Here is a 13,709-nt window from a genome sequence, read left to right on the forward strand (position 1 = left end):
TCACGCTACCGGTGGGAGCGGCCCGGTGTCGGTACAGCGGCCTGTACCAACGCCGTACCCTCCACCCTCCCACCACTCCACCTGGTGGCTGGATCGATTGCCGGAACCTCCGAATCTACGGTCGATTCGTGACCACAACGACCTCACCAGCGCCGGCCGGACCGCACCCGCAACAGGACGCTCCCGCCGCCCTCCTCCTCCGCGAGACCACCAAGACGTACGGCGGCACGGTGACCGCCCTCGACCACGTCTCCCTCCACGTGCCGCACGGCTCCTTCCTCGCCGTCATGGGCCCGTCCGGCTCGGGGAAGTCGACCCTGCTGCACTGCGCGGCCGGGCTCGACACCCCCACGTCGGGGCAGGTGCTCATCGACGGCACCGAGATCTCGAAGCTGTCCGAGACGAAGCGGACCAGGTTGCGCCGCGACCGGATCGGCTTCATCTTCCAGTCCTACAACCTGCTCCCGTCGCTGACCGTCGAGGAGAACATCACCTTGCCGCTGCGACTTGCGCGGTCCGCGCCCGACCAGGCGTGGCTCGGTGGCGTCATCGAGCGGGTCGGTCTCGGCGCGCTCCTGGACCGCAAGCCCGACGAGCTGTCGGGCGGCCAGCAGCAGCGCGCTGCCATCGCCCGGGCCCTGGTCGCCCGGCCGGACGTCGTCTTCGCCGACGAGCCGACCGGTGCGCTGGACCTCGACACCGCGGCCGACGTGCTGACGCTGCTGCGCGACCTGGTCGACGACCTCGGCCAGACGGTCGTCATGGTCACCCATGACCCGAACGCCGCAGCGTGGGCGCACGGTACCGTGGTGATGGCCGACGGCCACATCAGGGAGTACCTGGCCCGACCCACCGCGGACGACCTCGCCCGCAGCCTGACCCATCTGCGGGCCGCGTCGAGGGCGCGGTCATGAGGGCCACGATGCTGGCCATGGCCCGCCACCACATCGGCGGGTTCATCGCCGTCGCGTTCGCCGTCCTCGGTGGCTCGGCCATGATCACCGCAGGCCTCATCGTCGGTGAGACCGGCGTGACCTCGCACCTGCCGCCGGACCGGCTCGCCGGTGCCGACATCCTCGTGTCGGCGCCCCAGTCCTACCCCGTGGTCGAGGACATCGACCTCGCGCTGCCCGAGCGGGTCACCGTTCCGGCGGACCTCGCCGAGGACGTCGCAGCGGTCCCCGGTGTGGACGGAGTGGCGAACGACCTCACCTTCGCACTGTCGGTCGACGGGATGTCCGGTCCGGTCGACGGCCACAACTGGGACGTCGCCGCGCTCACCGACCCGGACCTCGACGGCAGCCGGCCACAGGGGGCCGAGGAGGTGGCGCTCGACTCCGAGGCCGCCGACGTCGCAGGCCTGGGCGTGGGCGACCGCGTCGACATCGGCACCCTCGACGGCCGGCCCGTCTCCTATCGTGTGAGCGGCATCGTCGACGCGCCCGGCTACGGCGCCTGGTTCGACGAGCAGACCGCCACCGCGCTGGCGGACCGTGCCGACGGCAAGGTCGACCTGGTGGCTGTGTCGGTCGAGCGCGGCGCCGACGTCGATGCTGTCGCGGACCGGATCGAGGACAAGCTCGGCGGCGGCTACCTCGCCACCACGGGAGACGCCCGCGGCGACGTGGAGACCATCGCGAGCGGTACGGCGCGGGGGGAGCTGATCGCGCTCGCCGGCTCGCTGGCGGGCACCCTCCTGCTGCTCGTCGGCTGCATCACGGCCAGTGCGCTGTCGGTGTCGGTCGCCAACCAGCGCCGCGACATCGCGCTGCTGCGGGCTGTCGGCGCGACGCCCCGGGAGGTACGCCGGATCATCGCCACGCAGGCCACCGCGGTGGCGACCGTGGCACTGTTGCCCGGCATCGCCCTGGGCTACGTGTTCGCCGGCATCCTGGCGGGCGAGCTCACCGATGCGGGCATGCTGCCGGCCGGACTGGAGCTGGCTCGCAGCCCGTTCGCCGCGCTCGTCGCGTCGGCCCTGCTCCTGGTGACGGTGCAGGTCGCCGCCCGGTGCGCCGCCTGGCGGGCTTCGCGGATGTCGGCGACCGAGGCCGTGGCCGAGTCACGCGTGGAGCCGAAGCAGCCGTCGCGGGTGCGCACCAGCATCGGCCTGGGCCTTCTCGCTCTCGCGGTGGTGCCGTCCGTGGCGCCGCTGTTCATGCGCAACGAGACCGGGGTGCTCGCCTCCGCCGGCGGGACCCTGGCGGCGATCGTCGGGGTGATGCTCGCCGGACCGGTGCTGGTCCGCGGCCTCACTCGCGGCGCCGTACGCCGGCTGGGGAGCCGGACGCCGGTGCCCACGTGGCTGGCCGTCAAGAACAGCCATGCCTATGCCCTGCGCACCGCCGGTGCGGTCGGCGTACTGGCTCTCGCGATCGGTCTGACGATCACCCAGTTCTTCGTGGAGTCCACGCTCGAGCGTGCCACCCACGACGAGCTCCAGACGGGCCTGATCGCGGACGCGACCGTCACCGGTGGCGTCTCCGCCGACGACGTGGACGACCTCGGGGACGAGCCCGGTGTCGAGTCCGCGGTCGCCATGGCTTCCACCACGGTGCTGCACGACCGCACCGTCGCAGGTGATCCGACGACCGACATCCATCCCGCGTTCGCGTTCGGCCCGGGTGCCGATCAGGTCGTGGATCCCGACGTCACCAGCGGCGACCTCGCCGACCTCGACGGCAACACCATCGCCCTCAGCTCACCGACGGCGAGCTCGTGGGGCGTCGACGTCGGCGACACGGTCGAGATCGTGCTGGCCAACGGGGACAAGGTCGAGCCGCGGGTGGTCGCCGTCTATGAACGGGGCTTCGGTTTCGGCAGCGTGACGCTGTCCACCGACCTGCTCGCGGGCTTCGGCGGCGACCGGTGGTTCGACACGGTGCTGGTCGCCGGAGACTCCGATGCGGTGCGGACCTGGGCCGCCGATCATCCCGGGACGGGCGTGGAGTCCGGGAAGTCACTCGTGGAGGACACGGGACCGTCGTCGGACACCTGGATCGGCCGGATGGTGCTGCTGGCCATGCTCGGCTACGTGCTGGTCGCGGTCGCCAACAGCCTGGTCGCCTCCACGATGCGGCGCCGCGAGGAGTTCGCGACCCTGCGACTGATCGGAGCAACGCCCCGCCAGGTCCGGACCATGGTGAGGCGCGAGACGGCCGTCATGTCGGTCCTCGCGGTCGGCGCCGGACTGTTGGTCTCGGTGGTGCCGATGGCACTGCTGGGTCTGGGCATCGCGGGCCGGCCGTGGCCGCAAGGCCCGCTCTGGCTGATCCCGGCGGTGTCGGCGACGGTCGCCCTGATCGGCTGGGGAGCCACGCGTACGGCGGCCGGCCGGGCCTTGCGGGCAGCGTGATGTGCGCCGAAGCCACGGGGCGGAATTTCACTATCAGGACGATCGTCACGATAGGGTAGGCTCTCTGCGACGCAACAGGGAGGCACCGGCATGTCCGAGGAGCTGGGCGAGCGACCGCTCGAGGCAGGGATCCGCACCGACTTCGCCGACCGGATGGACTACGGCGGCTATCTGGACATCCCGACCTTGCTGTCGGCGCAACATCCGCTGACCGACCACCCGGACGAGATGCTGTTCATCATCCAGCACCAGACCACCGAGCTCTGGTTCAAGCTGGTGCTGCACGAGCTGCGTGCGGTACGCCGCTACCTCGACGCCGACGACGTCAGCCGCGCTCGCAAGGCACTGGCGCGGGTCAAGCACATCTTCCGGGTGCTCGCCGACCAGTGGTCGGTCCTGGCCACGCTGACCCCGAGCGAGTACTCCGAGTTCCGCGGTTCGCTCGGATCGTCCTCGGGCTTCCAGTCCCACCAGTACAGGGCGGTCGAGTTCATCCTCGGCAACAAGAACGCAGCTCTGCTCAAGGTCTTCGACGCCCAGCCCGAGGCGCGGTCCGTGCTCCAGGAGCTCCTCGACACCCCCACGGTGTACGACGCCTTCCTGCGCTTCCTCTCCCGCCACGGGCACCCGGTGCCGGAGACGGTGCTCGAACGAGACGTGCGCAGGGCCTGGGTCGAGATGCCTGAGCTGAACCCGGTGTTCACCCGGATCTACGGCGACACCACGGCCCACTGGGTGGAGTACGCCACCTGTGAGGACCTGGTCGACCTCGAGGACGCCTTCCAGTTCTGGCGCTTCCGGCACCTGCGCACCGTGCAGCGGACCATCGGCTTCAAGCGGGGCACCGGCGGCAGCTCGGGGGTCGACTTCCTGAAGCGGGCACTCGACCTGACCTTCTTCCCCGAGCTCTACAGCGTGCGGACCGACATCGGAGCCTGAGATGACCATGACTGACGACGTTCTCCGCCACCTGCCCGAGGCGCTGGTCGCCGAGGCCGCCGAGCTGGACCGCGCCGACCCGTTGGCCCACTACGCCGACGAATTCGTGCAGCACGCCGACGTGGCGGCGTACCTCGACGGCAACTCGCTCGGCCGCCCGCTGGTCCGCACCCGTGACCACCTGCAGGCCTTCGTCGACCAGGAGTGGGCCGGCCGGTTGATCCGTGCCTGGGATGAGCGCTGGTTCGACCAGCCGCTCGAGATTGGCGACCTGCTGGGGCGCACCGTGTTGGGCGCAGCGCCCGGCCAGGTCGTCGTCGCCGACTCCACCACGGTCATGCTCTACAAGCTCGTGCGGGCTGCGGTCGCCGCGCGGCCGGGGCGGACGGAGATCGTCGCCGACACCGAGAACTTCCCGACCGACCGCTACATCGTCGAGGCCGTGGCACGCGAAGCCGGCCTGACGGTGCGCTGGATCTCGCCGGACCCGGCGGCCGGCGTCCAGGTCGACGAGGTCGCCGCGGCGCTCAACGCCAACACCGCCCTGGTCGTGGCGAGCCACATCGCCTACAAGTCGGCCTATATCGCCGACCTGCCGGCGATCACCGCGGCCGCACACGCCGCGGGCGCGCTGGTTCTCTGGGACCTGTGCCACTCCGCCGGTGCGATCGAGATCGACCTCGACGGTGCGGACGTCGACCTGGCGGTCGGCTGCACCTACAAGTACCTCAACGGAGGTCCCGGCGCGCCGGCCTTCGGGTACGTCGCCACCCGGCTGCACGAGGACCTCGCGCAGCCGATCACCGGATGGATGGGGCATGCCGATCCGTTCAGCATGGGCCCGGACTTCCAGGCAGCGCCCGGGATCCGTCGCCTGATCAGCGGCACGCCGCCGATCCTCGGCATGGTCCCGCTGCGCGACATGCTCGCCCTGGTGGAGCAGGCGACGATGAGCGAGGTGCGCGCCAAGTCGGTCCGGCTCACCGAGTTCGCGATGAAGATCGCCGACGAGGGCCTTGCGGCGTACGGCGTGAGCGTGGCATCGCCGCGCAACCCCGAGGTCCGGGGCGGTCACATCACCATCGAGCACGACCGGATGCGCGAGGTCGTGGCGCAGCTGTGGACGCGCGGGGTCATCCCGGACTTCCGCCCGCCGCGTGGCCTGCGCGCGGGTCTCTCGCCATTGAGCACCCGCTTCACCGAGGTCGCGGCCGCCTTCGCGCATGTCGCCGACGTGCTCAGCGACTGAGACAGCCTGGATCCGTGGACGGCCATCTGCGACGCGGCCCGACAGGCACGCAGCTCGCGGCGTTGGCGAAGCTCGACAGAGGACCCGGTGTGCCCAGCGCTCCGCCGCGTTGCGATGTACGCATCTGGGCATCTCCCAACACCACGCTCTGGCCGCGGCGACACGCTCCTAGCCGCGACGGACTACTGTGCCCGCGACTTCGGCGGAAATGCGGTGGTGGGGTTCCTCGGCTCGGTGATCACCGTCGCTGTCGTCCTTCGCGATCGGGCGGCGGCGACGCCAACGCCTCGACGACCTCGTCGACCTGGACGAGCGACGCGACGTACTCCCTCGCTGGGGCTTCGAGCAGCTCGCGCAGCTGCAGGAAGAGCGGGATGCTCCGGGTGCCGGGCCAGTCCTCGGGCATCACGGACGCCGGAAGGCCCGGGTCGATGCCGGTGATCGGTCGCCACGCATCGAGCGCGCGGGTCCAGATCCGGAAGGCGTTGAGCGGGGTCGGGTCGGAGCGGAACGCGCCCGGCGACGCCTCGTGCGTGTGCAGGAAATCGTCGTGGAGACCGCGGATCGTGTCGAGGTCCCACCACCGCGCAACCGCCACTCGCGGCTCGGTCGCGCCGCGGAGCTCGTCGACCATGAAGACCGTCACGCGGCCCACCAGGTCGAGGTCCTCGACGATCTCCTCCGCCTCCTCGACCAGGTGTGCCGGTCCGATCCACAGGGCACCGGCCACCGATCCGCAGCCGATCCACTTGAGCCGGCGCTTGAGCTGGTGGCGCACGTCGCGGTTCTCCTCGGGGACGGAGAACGAGAGCACGAACCAGCGCTCGTCGTCGGCCATCAGTCGCGGTTGCTGGATCCGGGCGTCGCCCCGCTCCAGCCCTGGGATCGCCGCATCCGGCAGGTGGCAGCCGGCGAGGCCGGACCGGGTCTCCGCGACGAGCATCCCCTTGTTCTTGAGCCGGGTGAGCGCAGTTCGGGTCCGGGCGGCCGGGACGTCGATCGCCTCCATCAGGGCGACGAACGCCGTGGACGGCAGCCATCTCCCCTGCTCGCGCAGGTGCGCGCCGATGATCGTCAACAGCAGCGACGTGGTGCTGCCGGGACGGGCGTCGATCTCGTCGGTGGACACGTTCCGGAACCTAGGTCACTGTCGCGAGGTACGTCAAAGAAGTGAAATGATGAGCCCATCCTTGCTTCCGGTCGTCTCGCAATGCGTCACCTACCATGAGGTCGTGACCGGGATTCGTGAGGGGCTGATCGACCTCTCCGAGACGTTGCCTGAAGAGAAGGTGCAGCAAGCCGTCGACGTTCTCCGTCTGTTCTCCTGGACAGCTACGGATGGTGAGCGCTCAACAGAGCCGTTCGCGTGGATGGGGATCGGATCATCCAACAACGGCCGCACAGGCAACGTGAGCTGAGTCGACGAACTCGTGGGCGCGCATCGGTACGGCGAGCACCCGGCGCAGTTCGCCGAGCTCACGCTGCCTGACGGGGAGCAGCGCGGTGTGGCGGTGCTCGTGCATGGCGGTTTCTGGAAACCGGAGTACGGCATCGAATACGCCCGGCCGCTGGTCCCGAGCCTGGTCGCGGCCGGATGGGCGGTCTGGGCGATCGAGTACCGCCGCGGCACCGGTCCTGCGGACACGCTCGACGACGTCCGCTCGGCCATCACAGCGTGCCCTCTCGAGGCCGAGGTCGTGGTGGCGATCGGGCATTCCGCAGGCGGTCACCTCGTGGCCTGGGCCGCCACACAGGATGTCGGACTGACCCATGTCGTTGCCCAGGCCGGCGTACTCGACCTGAAGGCGGCGTACGTCGACGGCCTCGGCGGCGGGGCGGTCGAGCGGTTCCTCGGTCGCCCTCCGGGCCCGGCCGACGTCGTCCTCGACCCGATCGCGCAGGCGCCGCTCGACATCCCCGTGTGGTGCATCCACGCTCGGGACGACGACATGGTCCCGCTCGCGCAATCGCGCTCCTATGTGGCTGCGACCCGGGCAGCCGGCGGCGTCGCCGAGTTGGTCGAGGTCGACGGCGACCACTTCACGCTCATCGCCCCCGCGTCAGCAGCATGGGCCATCACGCTGGAGCACTTGCGGACGATCGCTGAGCACACGCTCTGAGACCTCGAGCCTCTTTCACAATGGCGGTCAGGTCCCGAATGACACTGGGCGCGAGCCCGATGGTCATCTCATCGATGAGGAGCAGGCGAGGGTTGAGGGTCAGGGCGCAGGCGAGGGAGAGAAGTTGCTGCTCGCCGCCGGACAGCAGCCCCGCCTGTCGGCTGCGTAGCCCGCTCGCGCCCGAGAACCCGTATCCAGCTCAACTCGAGAGCGCCGTCGCTGCAGTTCGTTGGCTGGACGACAGCCACGGCGTTGCTGCATCTCGTCTGGTCGTGGCCGGCGACTCCTCGGGGGCGAACCTCGCGCTCGGTCTTGCCGTGGCCATGGGTGAGCGTGCGCTCGCCGGTCTGGTGCTGTTCTCACCGTGGGTGGACATTCTCCATCAAGGGCAATCGGTGGATGCCAATGCCGAGTCGGACGCCCTGATCAGCCGACCGGTGCTCGAGATGATGACGTCGATGTTCCTCGGTGAGATGGGCTCCCCGCAAGATCCACATGTCAACGCACTGTTCGCAGATCTCGCCGGGTTTCCGCCCATGTTCGTGACGGCGGGTGGGGACGAGGTGCTCCTCGATGACGCCCGCCTTCGAGGCGATCAAGGACAACGACACCAAGGCCCACGCGATCATCCCGCTGGTCCACGGCGAGCCGATCACCTTCGGCGTCCGCGACCCCAACAACAAGCCACCGGCTCTCTCCATGGGACCGGCGACAAGGCCCTGGTCCGCGGCACCGGCGGCGTCGACCTCATCCTGCAGAAGGAGCGGGCTCGACAAGAGTCGGCGCTGTTGCGCCTTCCTCGGCGAGTCGGCCCTCGACGAGCCTTCCCCGGGCAGGGTCATGGCCCGGTGGAGCTCTGCTCAGGGGTTCCGCATGCCCGGTCGCGTCTCGTACGGTGGTCGGCTTGGATCGTCTTGCAGGGACCTCGCCCAGCAGAACCGCCGCCTGTCGACGGCCGGGTCTCCTACTATGAACGACCAACTCGGGTCCAGGCCAGGCTGAAGAGGTGGTGCGACGTTGGGGGCGGACGCATTCCGAGGTGCGCGGCAAGGTGACGTGCTGCACTTCGATGCACCTGACGTCGAGTCTGCGCGAGCCAGGATCGCAGAGGTGTACGAGGCGACCGAGATCGAGGTGGATCGCTCGGCCTCGTTCCAGCTGGTGTCTGATTCGCTCCGCCTCAGTCGCGTGACCGTCGGGCAGCTCGGCTGCACGCACACTGCCCGGCTGACCACGGAGGTGGAGAACTACCACGTGCTCCTCCCCGTCGTGGGGTCCCTCGAGGTGCGCGACGGGCGCACCGGCCTGCGGCGGATCGGGGCGAGCGAGGCCGTGGTGTTCGCGCCCGGACGCCTGGCCGAGACGACGTGGCGCGGCCCGGTGCAGCAGCTCTGCGTCATGATCCCGGCCGACGCGCTCCAGCATCAGGCGAGGATCCTGCTCGACAGCTCCGTCGCCATGCCCGTCGAGATGCAGTCCTTCATCGACTTGCGCGACCCGATGGCCAGCCGCTGGCGTGACGTGCTGTGGCTGTTTCAGCGCGAGTTCGACCGCCACCAGGAGGGCGGCCAGATAACGAGCGTGGTCTCGCACGTGACGTTGGCCAGTCATCTCGAGGCATTGGTGCTGGAGCTGCTGGTGCTGAGCCAGAACGGATGCCCGGCCCGCGCGCCGTTCGAGCAGCCGCGGGTCTCGACCGGTGGTGTGCGCAGCGCGATCGAGCTGCTCCGTTCGAGCCCCGCCGAGCAGTGGTCCACGACGACGCTCGCCGCAGCGGTCCACGTCAGCACTCGGACCCTGCAGGAGGGTTTCAAGCGGCTCACCGACCAACCGCCGATGGACTATCTCAGAACCATCCGCCTCGAAGGCGTGCGCGCCGGCCTCGAGCAGGCACGTCCTGGTGAGACGACGGTGCGGGAAGCGGCTGCGGCGTGGGGCTTCGTGCATATGGGTCGCTTCGCCTGCGCGTACCGCGAGCGGTTCGGCGAGGCGCCCTCGGCGACGCTGCGCCGCTTCTGAACCTGAGCCCGCGCGGTAGAGCAGGGCTGTCCGCGGCTGCCCGGACCGTCCGGCTGTATCCGAATCGCGCACCACCCGATCCGAATGGCGCGCGGGTGCCGTGGAAGGCCCCGTGACTCGTTGACCTTCGCCGCGACCCTTCGGATGATTCCGATCATCATCAGGATTTGACGTCGCGGCAGGGGCCATGGGCGTCGATCAATGTTCCGAGGGAGAGCTCATGACTCGCATCATCCAGCGCCGTGGCGCCGTCTCCGCCCTGGCTCTCGCCGCAGTGCTGTGCCTTGCTGCATGTGGAGGCTCCGGAGCGTCGGGTGGGACGGGCTCACTGGACGCGACCGCGCTGGACGAGGTGAAGGCCGCGGTCGAGGCGTCGAAGCAGACGCCGGCGGAGATCACCGTCTCCGAGCCGCTCGCGGAGAAGCCGGCCACCGGCAAGACCTTCATCTGGTTCTCGTGCGACATCCCCTCGTGCTCGATCATCGGCGAGGCCATGGAGGAGGCAGTGACCGCGGTCGGCTGGAACTACCGGGAGATCTCGTACCGCTCCGCCGACCCATCCACGCTCGTCTCCGCGATGCGCCAGGCGCTGCGGTACGACCCCGACTACGTCGCGCTCACCGGCGTTCCGGAGGAAGCCGGCTGGGGCAACGTCGTCTCCGACTACCGCAACGCCGGGGTGAAGATCATCGCGAGCTACCTGGCGCAGGTGGAGCTCAACGACACCGTCATCGCCAATGTCGCCGGACGGGAGCTGTCGGAGGACGCCGGCCGGACTCTCGCCGACTGGTTCATCGCGGACTCCAAGGGCACGGGCAAGGCGCTGCTCCAGCGGGTGGACGACTTCCCCAGCCTGAAGATCTTCGCAGACGCCTTCGCCGACACCGTGAGCGAGAAGTGCTCCTCCTGCCAGGTCACCGACGTCAACAACACCATCGACGAGGCCAATAGCGGAGGCGTCGTGCAGTCGGTGGTCTCCCAGGTGCGCAGCCAGCCCGGCGTCGGCTACGTCGTGTCCTCGCACGCAGGCTTCGTCACCGCGCTGCCCGCGGCGCTCGCGAGTGCCGGCCTCGCCGACAAGGTCAAGATCGCGGCGGAGAACGCGGATGCGCAGACCCTGGCCGCGGTCGACAGCGGAGACGTCGCGGCGTTGACCGGCAACCCGCTGCACTACGCGGCCTGGATGATCCTGGACATCGCCCTGCGTGACGCGGAGGGGATGGACTTCCCCGCCGACGGGTTCGGCATGCCGATGCAGTTGCTGACCTCCGACGTGGACTTCGAGGTCTCGAACTCCCACGACGTCCCTGCCGACTTCCAAGACCAGTTCAGGAAGCTCTGGGACCCGGCCGCGTCCGGCCGGTGACGGGACCCGTGAGAACCCGACGACGCCAGGGGTTGACCAAGTGAGCAGTGCAGCAGCACTCGTCGCGACCGGTGTCACCAAGTCCTTCGGCGCGACCCAGGCGCTGAGCGATGTCGATCTCTCGATCGCCGCGGGGCAGATCCATGCGCTCATGGGGGAGAACGGCTCGGGGAAGTCCACCTTCATCAAGATCCTCGCCGGCTACCACGCCGCCGACGAGGGTGTGGTGATCGTCGGCGGCGAGGAGCTGAAGCCGGGAGACGCCGACGCGTCGTACGGCCACGGCTGCCGGTTCGTGCATCAGAACCTCGCCCTCGTCGACGGCCTCAGCGTGCTCGACAACCTCAGCCTCGGCAGCGGTTTCCCGACCAGTCTCGGGACGATCCGGCGGCGTGCCGCACGGCAGGAGGTGGCACAGGCGCTGTCCGCCGTCGATCTCGACATCGATCCCGACCTGCTGGTGGACGATCTCAGTCCGGCGGCACGGACCGCGGTCGCCGTGGCACGCGCGCTCCGGAAGGACGCCACGCACCCCCCGCGTCTGCTGGTGCTGGACGAGCCCACCGCGACCATGCCGGACGACGAGGTGCATCGGCTCCACCGCACGGTGAAGCACGTCGCGGCCGCGGGCGTTGGCGTCTTGTATGTCAGTCACCGGATCGAGGAGGTGCTCGAGCTCTGCGACACCGTCACGGTGCTGCGGGACGGCGTTCGCGTGGCCGACGGGACCCTCACGGGCATGACCCGCAAGGACGTGGTCGACCATCTCGTCGGCTCGGGCACCGCCGGTGTCGCCGCTGCGCACGAGCGTCTGCGAGAACGGCGAGGATCGTCGGACCGGCGCACGTCGCCGGTGCTCGAGGTGAGGGCGCTCGTCTGCGAGAACGTCGCGGGACTCGACCTGGCCGTCCACGGTGGGCAGATCGTGGGCATCGCCGGCATCACCGGGTCCGGCCGGGAGACGGCGCTCGCTGCGATCTTCGGCGCGGCCGGCCGGGAGGCCGGCGAGGTCCGGGTGCGCGGCAGAGAGGTGCCGGCGGCGCGGCCGCGCGCCTCGATCGCCGCAGACATGGCCTATGTGCCGCCCGACCGAGCGGCCTCGGCCGCACTGCCCCAGCTGTCGGCACGGGAGAACCTCACCGTCGTCGACCTGGCGCCCTTCTGGCGGCGCCTCGGGCTGCGGCGATCGATCGAGCGGCGTGAGAGCGACCGCTGGTTCGCGGAGCTGTCGATCCGTCCGGCCCACGGGGCCGAGACGCCGATCGCCGCCTTCAGCGGCGGTAATCAGCAGAAGGTCATCTTCGCTCGCTGGCTCCGGGCCCGCCCGTCGGTCCTCCTGCTGGACGAGCCGACCCAGGGCGTCGACATCGGCGCCAAGGCGGTCCTGCACCAACGGGTCGTCGACGCAGCCGAGGAGGGGGCCGCGGTCGTCGTGGCCTCGACCGATGTCGAGGAGCTCGCGGCCTTGTGCGACCGGGTGATCGTCATGCGCGACGGGCGACCCGGCACCGAGCTGACCCACCGGGACATCACGGCGCAGTCCATCACCCGAGCCTGTCTCGAGCACTCACTGGAGGACCTGGCATGACCCACATCCCCAACGCCCGGAACCTCGGGTTCGACCGGTTCAGCGGGCTGTACCTGCTGGCGGTCTTCACCGTCGTCTTCGGCCTGTGGACGCCGGATCTCTTCCTCACGATGGACACCGTCCACTTCCTCGCCGCGCAGCAGGCGATCGTCGGCATGCTGGCGCTCGCCGTACTCGTGCCGATGGTCGCCGGAGCGTTCGACCTCTCCGTGGGAGCGAACGTGAACCTCTCGGCGGTCCTGGTCGCCATCATGCAGACCCAGCACGACGTTCCCCTCGGTTGGGCCGTGCTGCTGGCCGTCGGAGCCGGGGCGCTGGTCGGCGTCTTCAACGGGATCGTGGTGGTCGGGCTGCGGGTCAACTCGTTCATCGCGACGCTCGGGTCGGCCACGCTGATCGGCGCGGTCCAGACGATCGTCACCGACGGCAGCCAGCCGTTCCCGCCGGTCTCCGCCACGTGGACGATGCTCACCCAACGCCAGGTCGGCGGGTTTCAGATCGTCGTCGTCTACCTGATCGTCCTGGCTGCCCTCGTCTGGTGGCTGCTCGAACGCACGCCCGCCGGTCGCTACATGTACGCCGCAGGCAGCAACGCCGAGGCGGCCCGCCTGTCCGGTGTCGCCGTCGGCCGCTGGACGTTCGTGTCGCTGGTCGTCTCCGGGACGATCTGCGGCCTGGCGGGCGTCCTCTATGCGTCCCTGTCCGGGCCGTCGCTCACCTTCGGCGCCTCATTGCTGCTGCCGGCCTTCGCCGCGGTGTTCCTCGGCTCGACCCAGCTGAAGCCCGGCCGGTTCAACGTGTGGGGAACGCTCCTCGCCATCTACGTGCTCGCCACCGGTGTTCAGGGACTGCAGTTCGTCACCAGCGTGCAGTGGCTCAGCGCCGTGTTCAACGGGACCGCGCTGATCCTCGCCGTCGCGTTGGCGGGCGAGCGGCAGCGAGCGGTCAAGCAGTCCCATCGGCGCCGGCGCTCCTCCCCGGGCGGGGACGACGCGGGGCCATCGCGACCCGCGTCGACCGACGCCGTGCTCACCCCGGCCCACGACTAGATCTCGTGCGGCCGCTGCCGAAAC

13 protein-coding genes are annotated in these 13,709 nt (G+C 69.9%); 11 read left to right on the top strand and 2 right to left on the bottom strand.

The genetic code is table 11. The features are described from left to right. Positions 1 to 128: 128 nt before the first annotated feature. The 4 genes from ACUP6Y_RS00955 to ACUP6Y_RS00970 all read left to right on the top strand — a co-directional run bounded on the left by ACUP6Y_RS00955 (position 129) and on the right by ACUP6Y_RS00970 (position 5,543). On the top strand, positions 129 to 914 hold the full coding sequence (locus ACUP6Y_RS00955; protein WP_462553726.1) for an ABC transporter ATP-binding protein: 786 nt from the start codon (positions 129 to 131) through the stop codon (positions 912 to 914). Further along, a complete protein-coding gene (locus tag ACUP6Y_RS00960; protein ID WP_462553727.1) occupies positions 911 to 3,355 on the top strand; it encodes an FtsX-like permease family protein in 2,445 nt (814 codons plus the stop codon). Before ACUP6Y_RS00955 ends, ACUP6Y_RS00960 begins: the two co-directional genes overlap by 4 nt. 90 nt (positions 3,356 to 3,445) lie before the next feature. Next, positions 3,446 to 4,294, top strand: a complete 849-nt coding sequence (locus ACUP6Y_RS00965; protein WP_462553728.1) for a tryptophan 2,3-dioxygenase — start codon at positions 3,446 to 3,448, stop codon at positions 4,292 to 4,294. A gap of 7 nt (positions 4,295 to 4,301) precedes the next feature. Next, positions 4,302 to 5,543, top strand: coding sequence for a kynureninase (locus tag ACUP6Y_RS00970; protein ID WP_462553729.1), 1,242 nt, complete (start codon positions 4,302 to 4,304; stop codon positions 5,541 to 5,543). Between the two features lie 238 nt (positions 5,544 to 5,781). Here ACUP6Y_RS00970 and ACUP6Y_RS00975 read toward each other — a convergent pair whose 3' ends face one another. Further along, the gene (locus tag ACUP6Y_RS00975; RefSeq protein ID WP_462553730.1) at positions 5,782 to 6,672 is read right to left on the bottom strand and encodes a PaaX family transcriptional regulator; all 891 of its coding nucleotides are present in this window, start codon (positions 6,670 to 6,672) and stop codon (positions 5,782 to 5,784) included. A 103-nt stretch (positions 6,673 to 6,775) separates the two neighbouring features. Here ACUP6Y_RS00975 and ACUP6Y_RS00980 point away from each other — a divergent pair, with 103 nt between their 5' ends. Together ACUP6Y_RS00980 and ACUP6Y_RS00985 are read left to right on the top strand one after the other, a co-directional pair. Beyond that, positions 6,776 to 6,961, top strand: a complete 186-nt coding sequence (locus ACUP6Y_RS00980) for a hypothetical protein (protein ID WP_462553731.1) — start codon at positions 6,776 to 6,778, stop codon at positions 6,959 to 6,961. 12 nt (positions 6,962 to 6,973) lie between these two features. Further along, complete coding sequence (locus ACUP6Y_RS00985) at positions 6,974 to 7,663, top strand: alpha/beta hydrolase family protein (protein ID WP_462553732.1); 690 nt, start codon at positions 6,974 to 6,976, stop codon at positions 7,661 to 7,663. Here ACUP6Y_RS00985 and ACUP6Y_RS00990 read toward each other — a convergent pair. Beyond that, positions 7,620 to 7,811, bottom strand: a complete 192-nt coding sequence (locus ACUP6Y_RS00990; protein ID WP_462556582.1) for an ATP-binding cassette domain-containing protein — start codon at positions 7,809 to 7,811, stop codon at positions 7,620 to 7,622. The two genes, ACUP6Y_RS00985 and ACUP6Y_RS00990, sit on opposite strands and share 44 nt — an antisense overlap. On the opposite strand from ACUP6Y_RS00990, the gene ACUP6Y_RS00995 reads away from it, so the two are divergent. The 5 genes from ACUP6Y_RS00995 (at position 7,738) to ACUP6Y_RS01015 (ending at position 13,685) form a co-directional block, all read left to right on the top strand. Further along, positions 7,738 to 8,718 carry an alpha/beta hydrolase fold domain-containing protein gene (locus ACUP6Y_RS00995; protein WP_462556584.1) on the top strand — a complete coding sequence of 327 codons (981 nt, stop codon included), beginning with the start codon at positions 7,738 to 7,740 and terminating at the stop codon, positions 8,716 to 8,718. The two genes, ACUP6Y_RS00990 and ACUP6Y_RS00995, sit on opposite strands and share 74 nt — an antisense overlap. Before the next feature lies 1 nt (position 8,719). Then, positions 8,720 to 9,682, top strand: a complete 963-nt coding sequence (locus ACUP6Y_RS01000) for an AraC family transcriptional regulator (RefSeq protein WP_462553733.1) — start codon at positions 8,720 to 8,722, stop codon at positions 9,680 to 9,682. 220 nt (positions 9,683 to 9,902) lie between these two features. Then, positions 9,903 to 11,048, top strand: coding sequence for a sugar ABC transporter substrate-binding protein (locus ACUP6Y_RS01005; protein ID WP_462553734.1), 1,146 nt, complete (start codon positions 9,903 to 9,905; stop codon positions 11,046 to 11,048). 40 nt (positions 11,049 to 11,088) lie between these two features. Continuing rightward, positions 11,089 to 12,636 carry a sugar ABC transporter ATP-binding protein gene (locus ACUP6Y_RS01010; protein ID WP_462553735.1) on the top strand — a complete coding sequence of 516 codons (1,548 nt, stop codon included), beginning with the start codon at positions 11,089 to 11,091 and terminating at the stop codon, positions 12,634 to 12,636. Then, positions 12,633 to 13,685 (top strand): ABC transporter permease, encoded by a 1,053-nt coding sequence (locus ACUP6Y_RS01015; RefSeq protein ID WP_462553736.1) that lies wholly within the window; start codon positions 12,633 to 12,635, stop codon positions 13,683 to 13,685. Before ACUP6Y_RS01010 ends, ACUP6Y_RS01015 begins: the two co-directional genes overlap by 4 nt. Positions 13,686 to 13,709: the final 24 nt, after the last annotated feature.

The sequence above is a fragment of the Nocardioides sp. S5-5 genome (assembly GCF_054954065.1).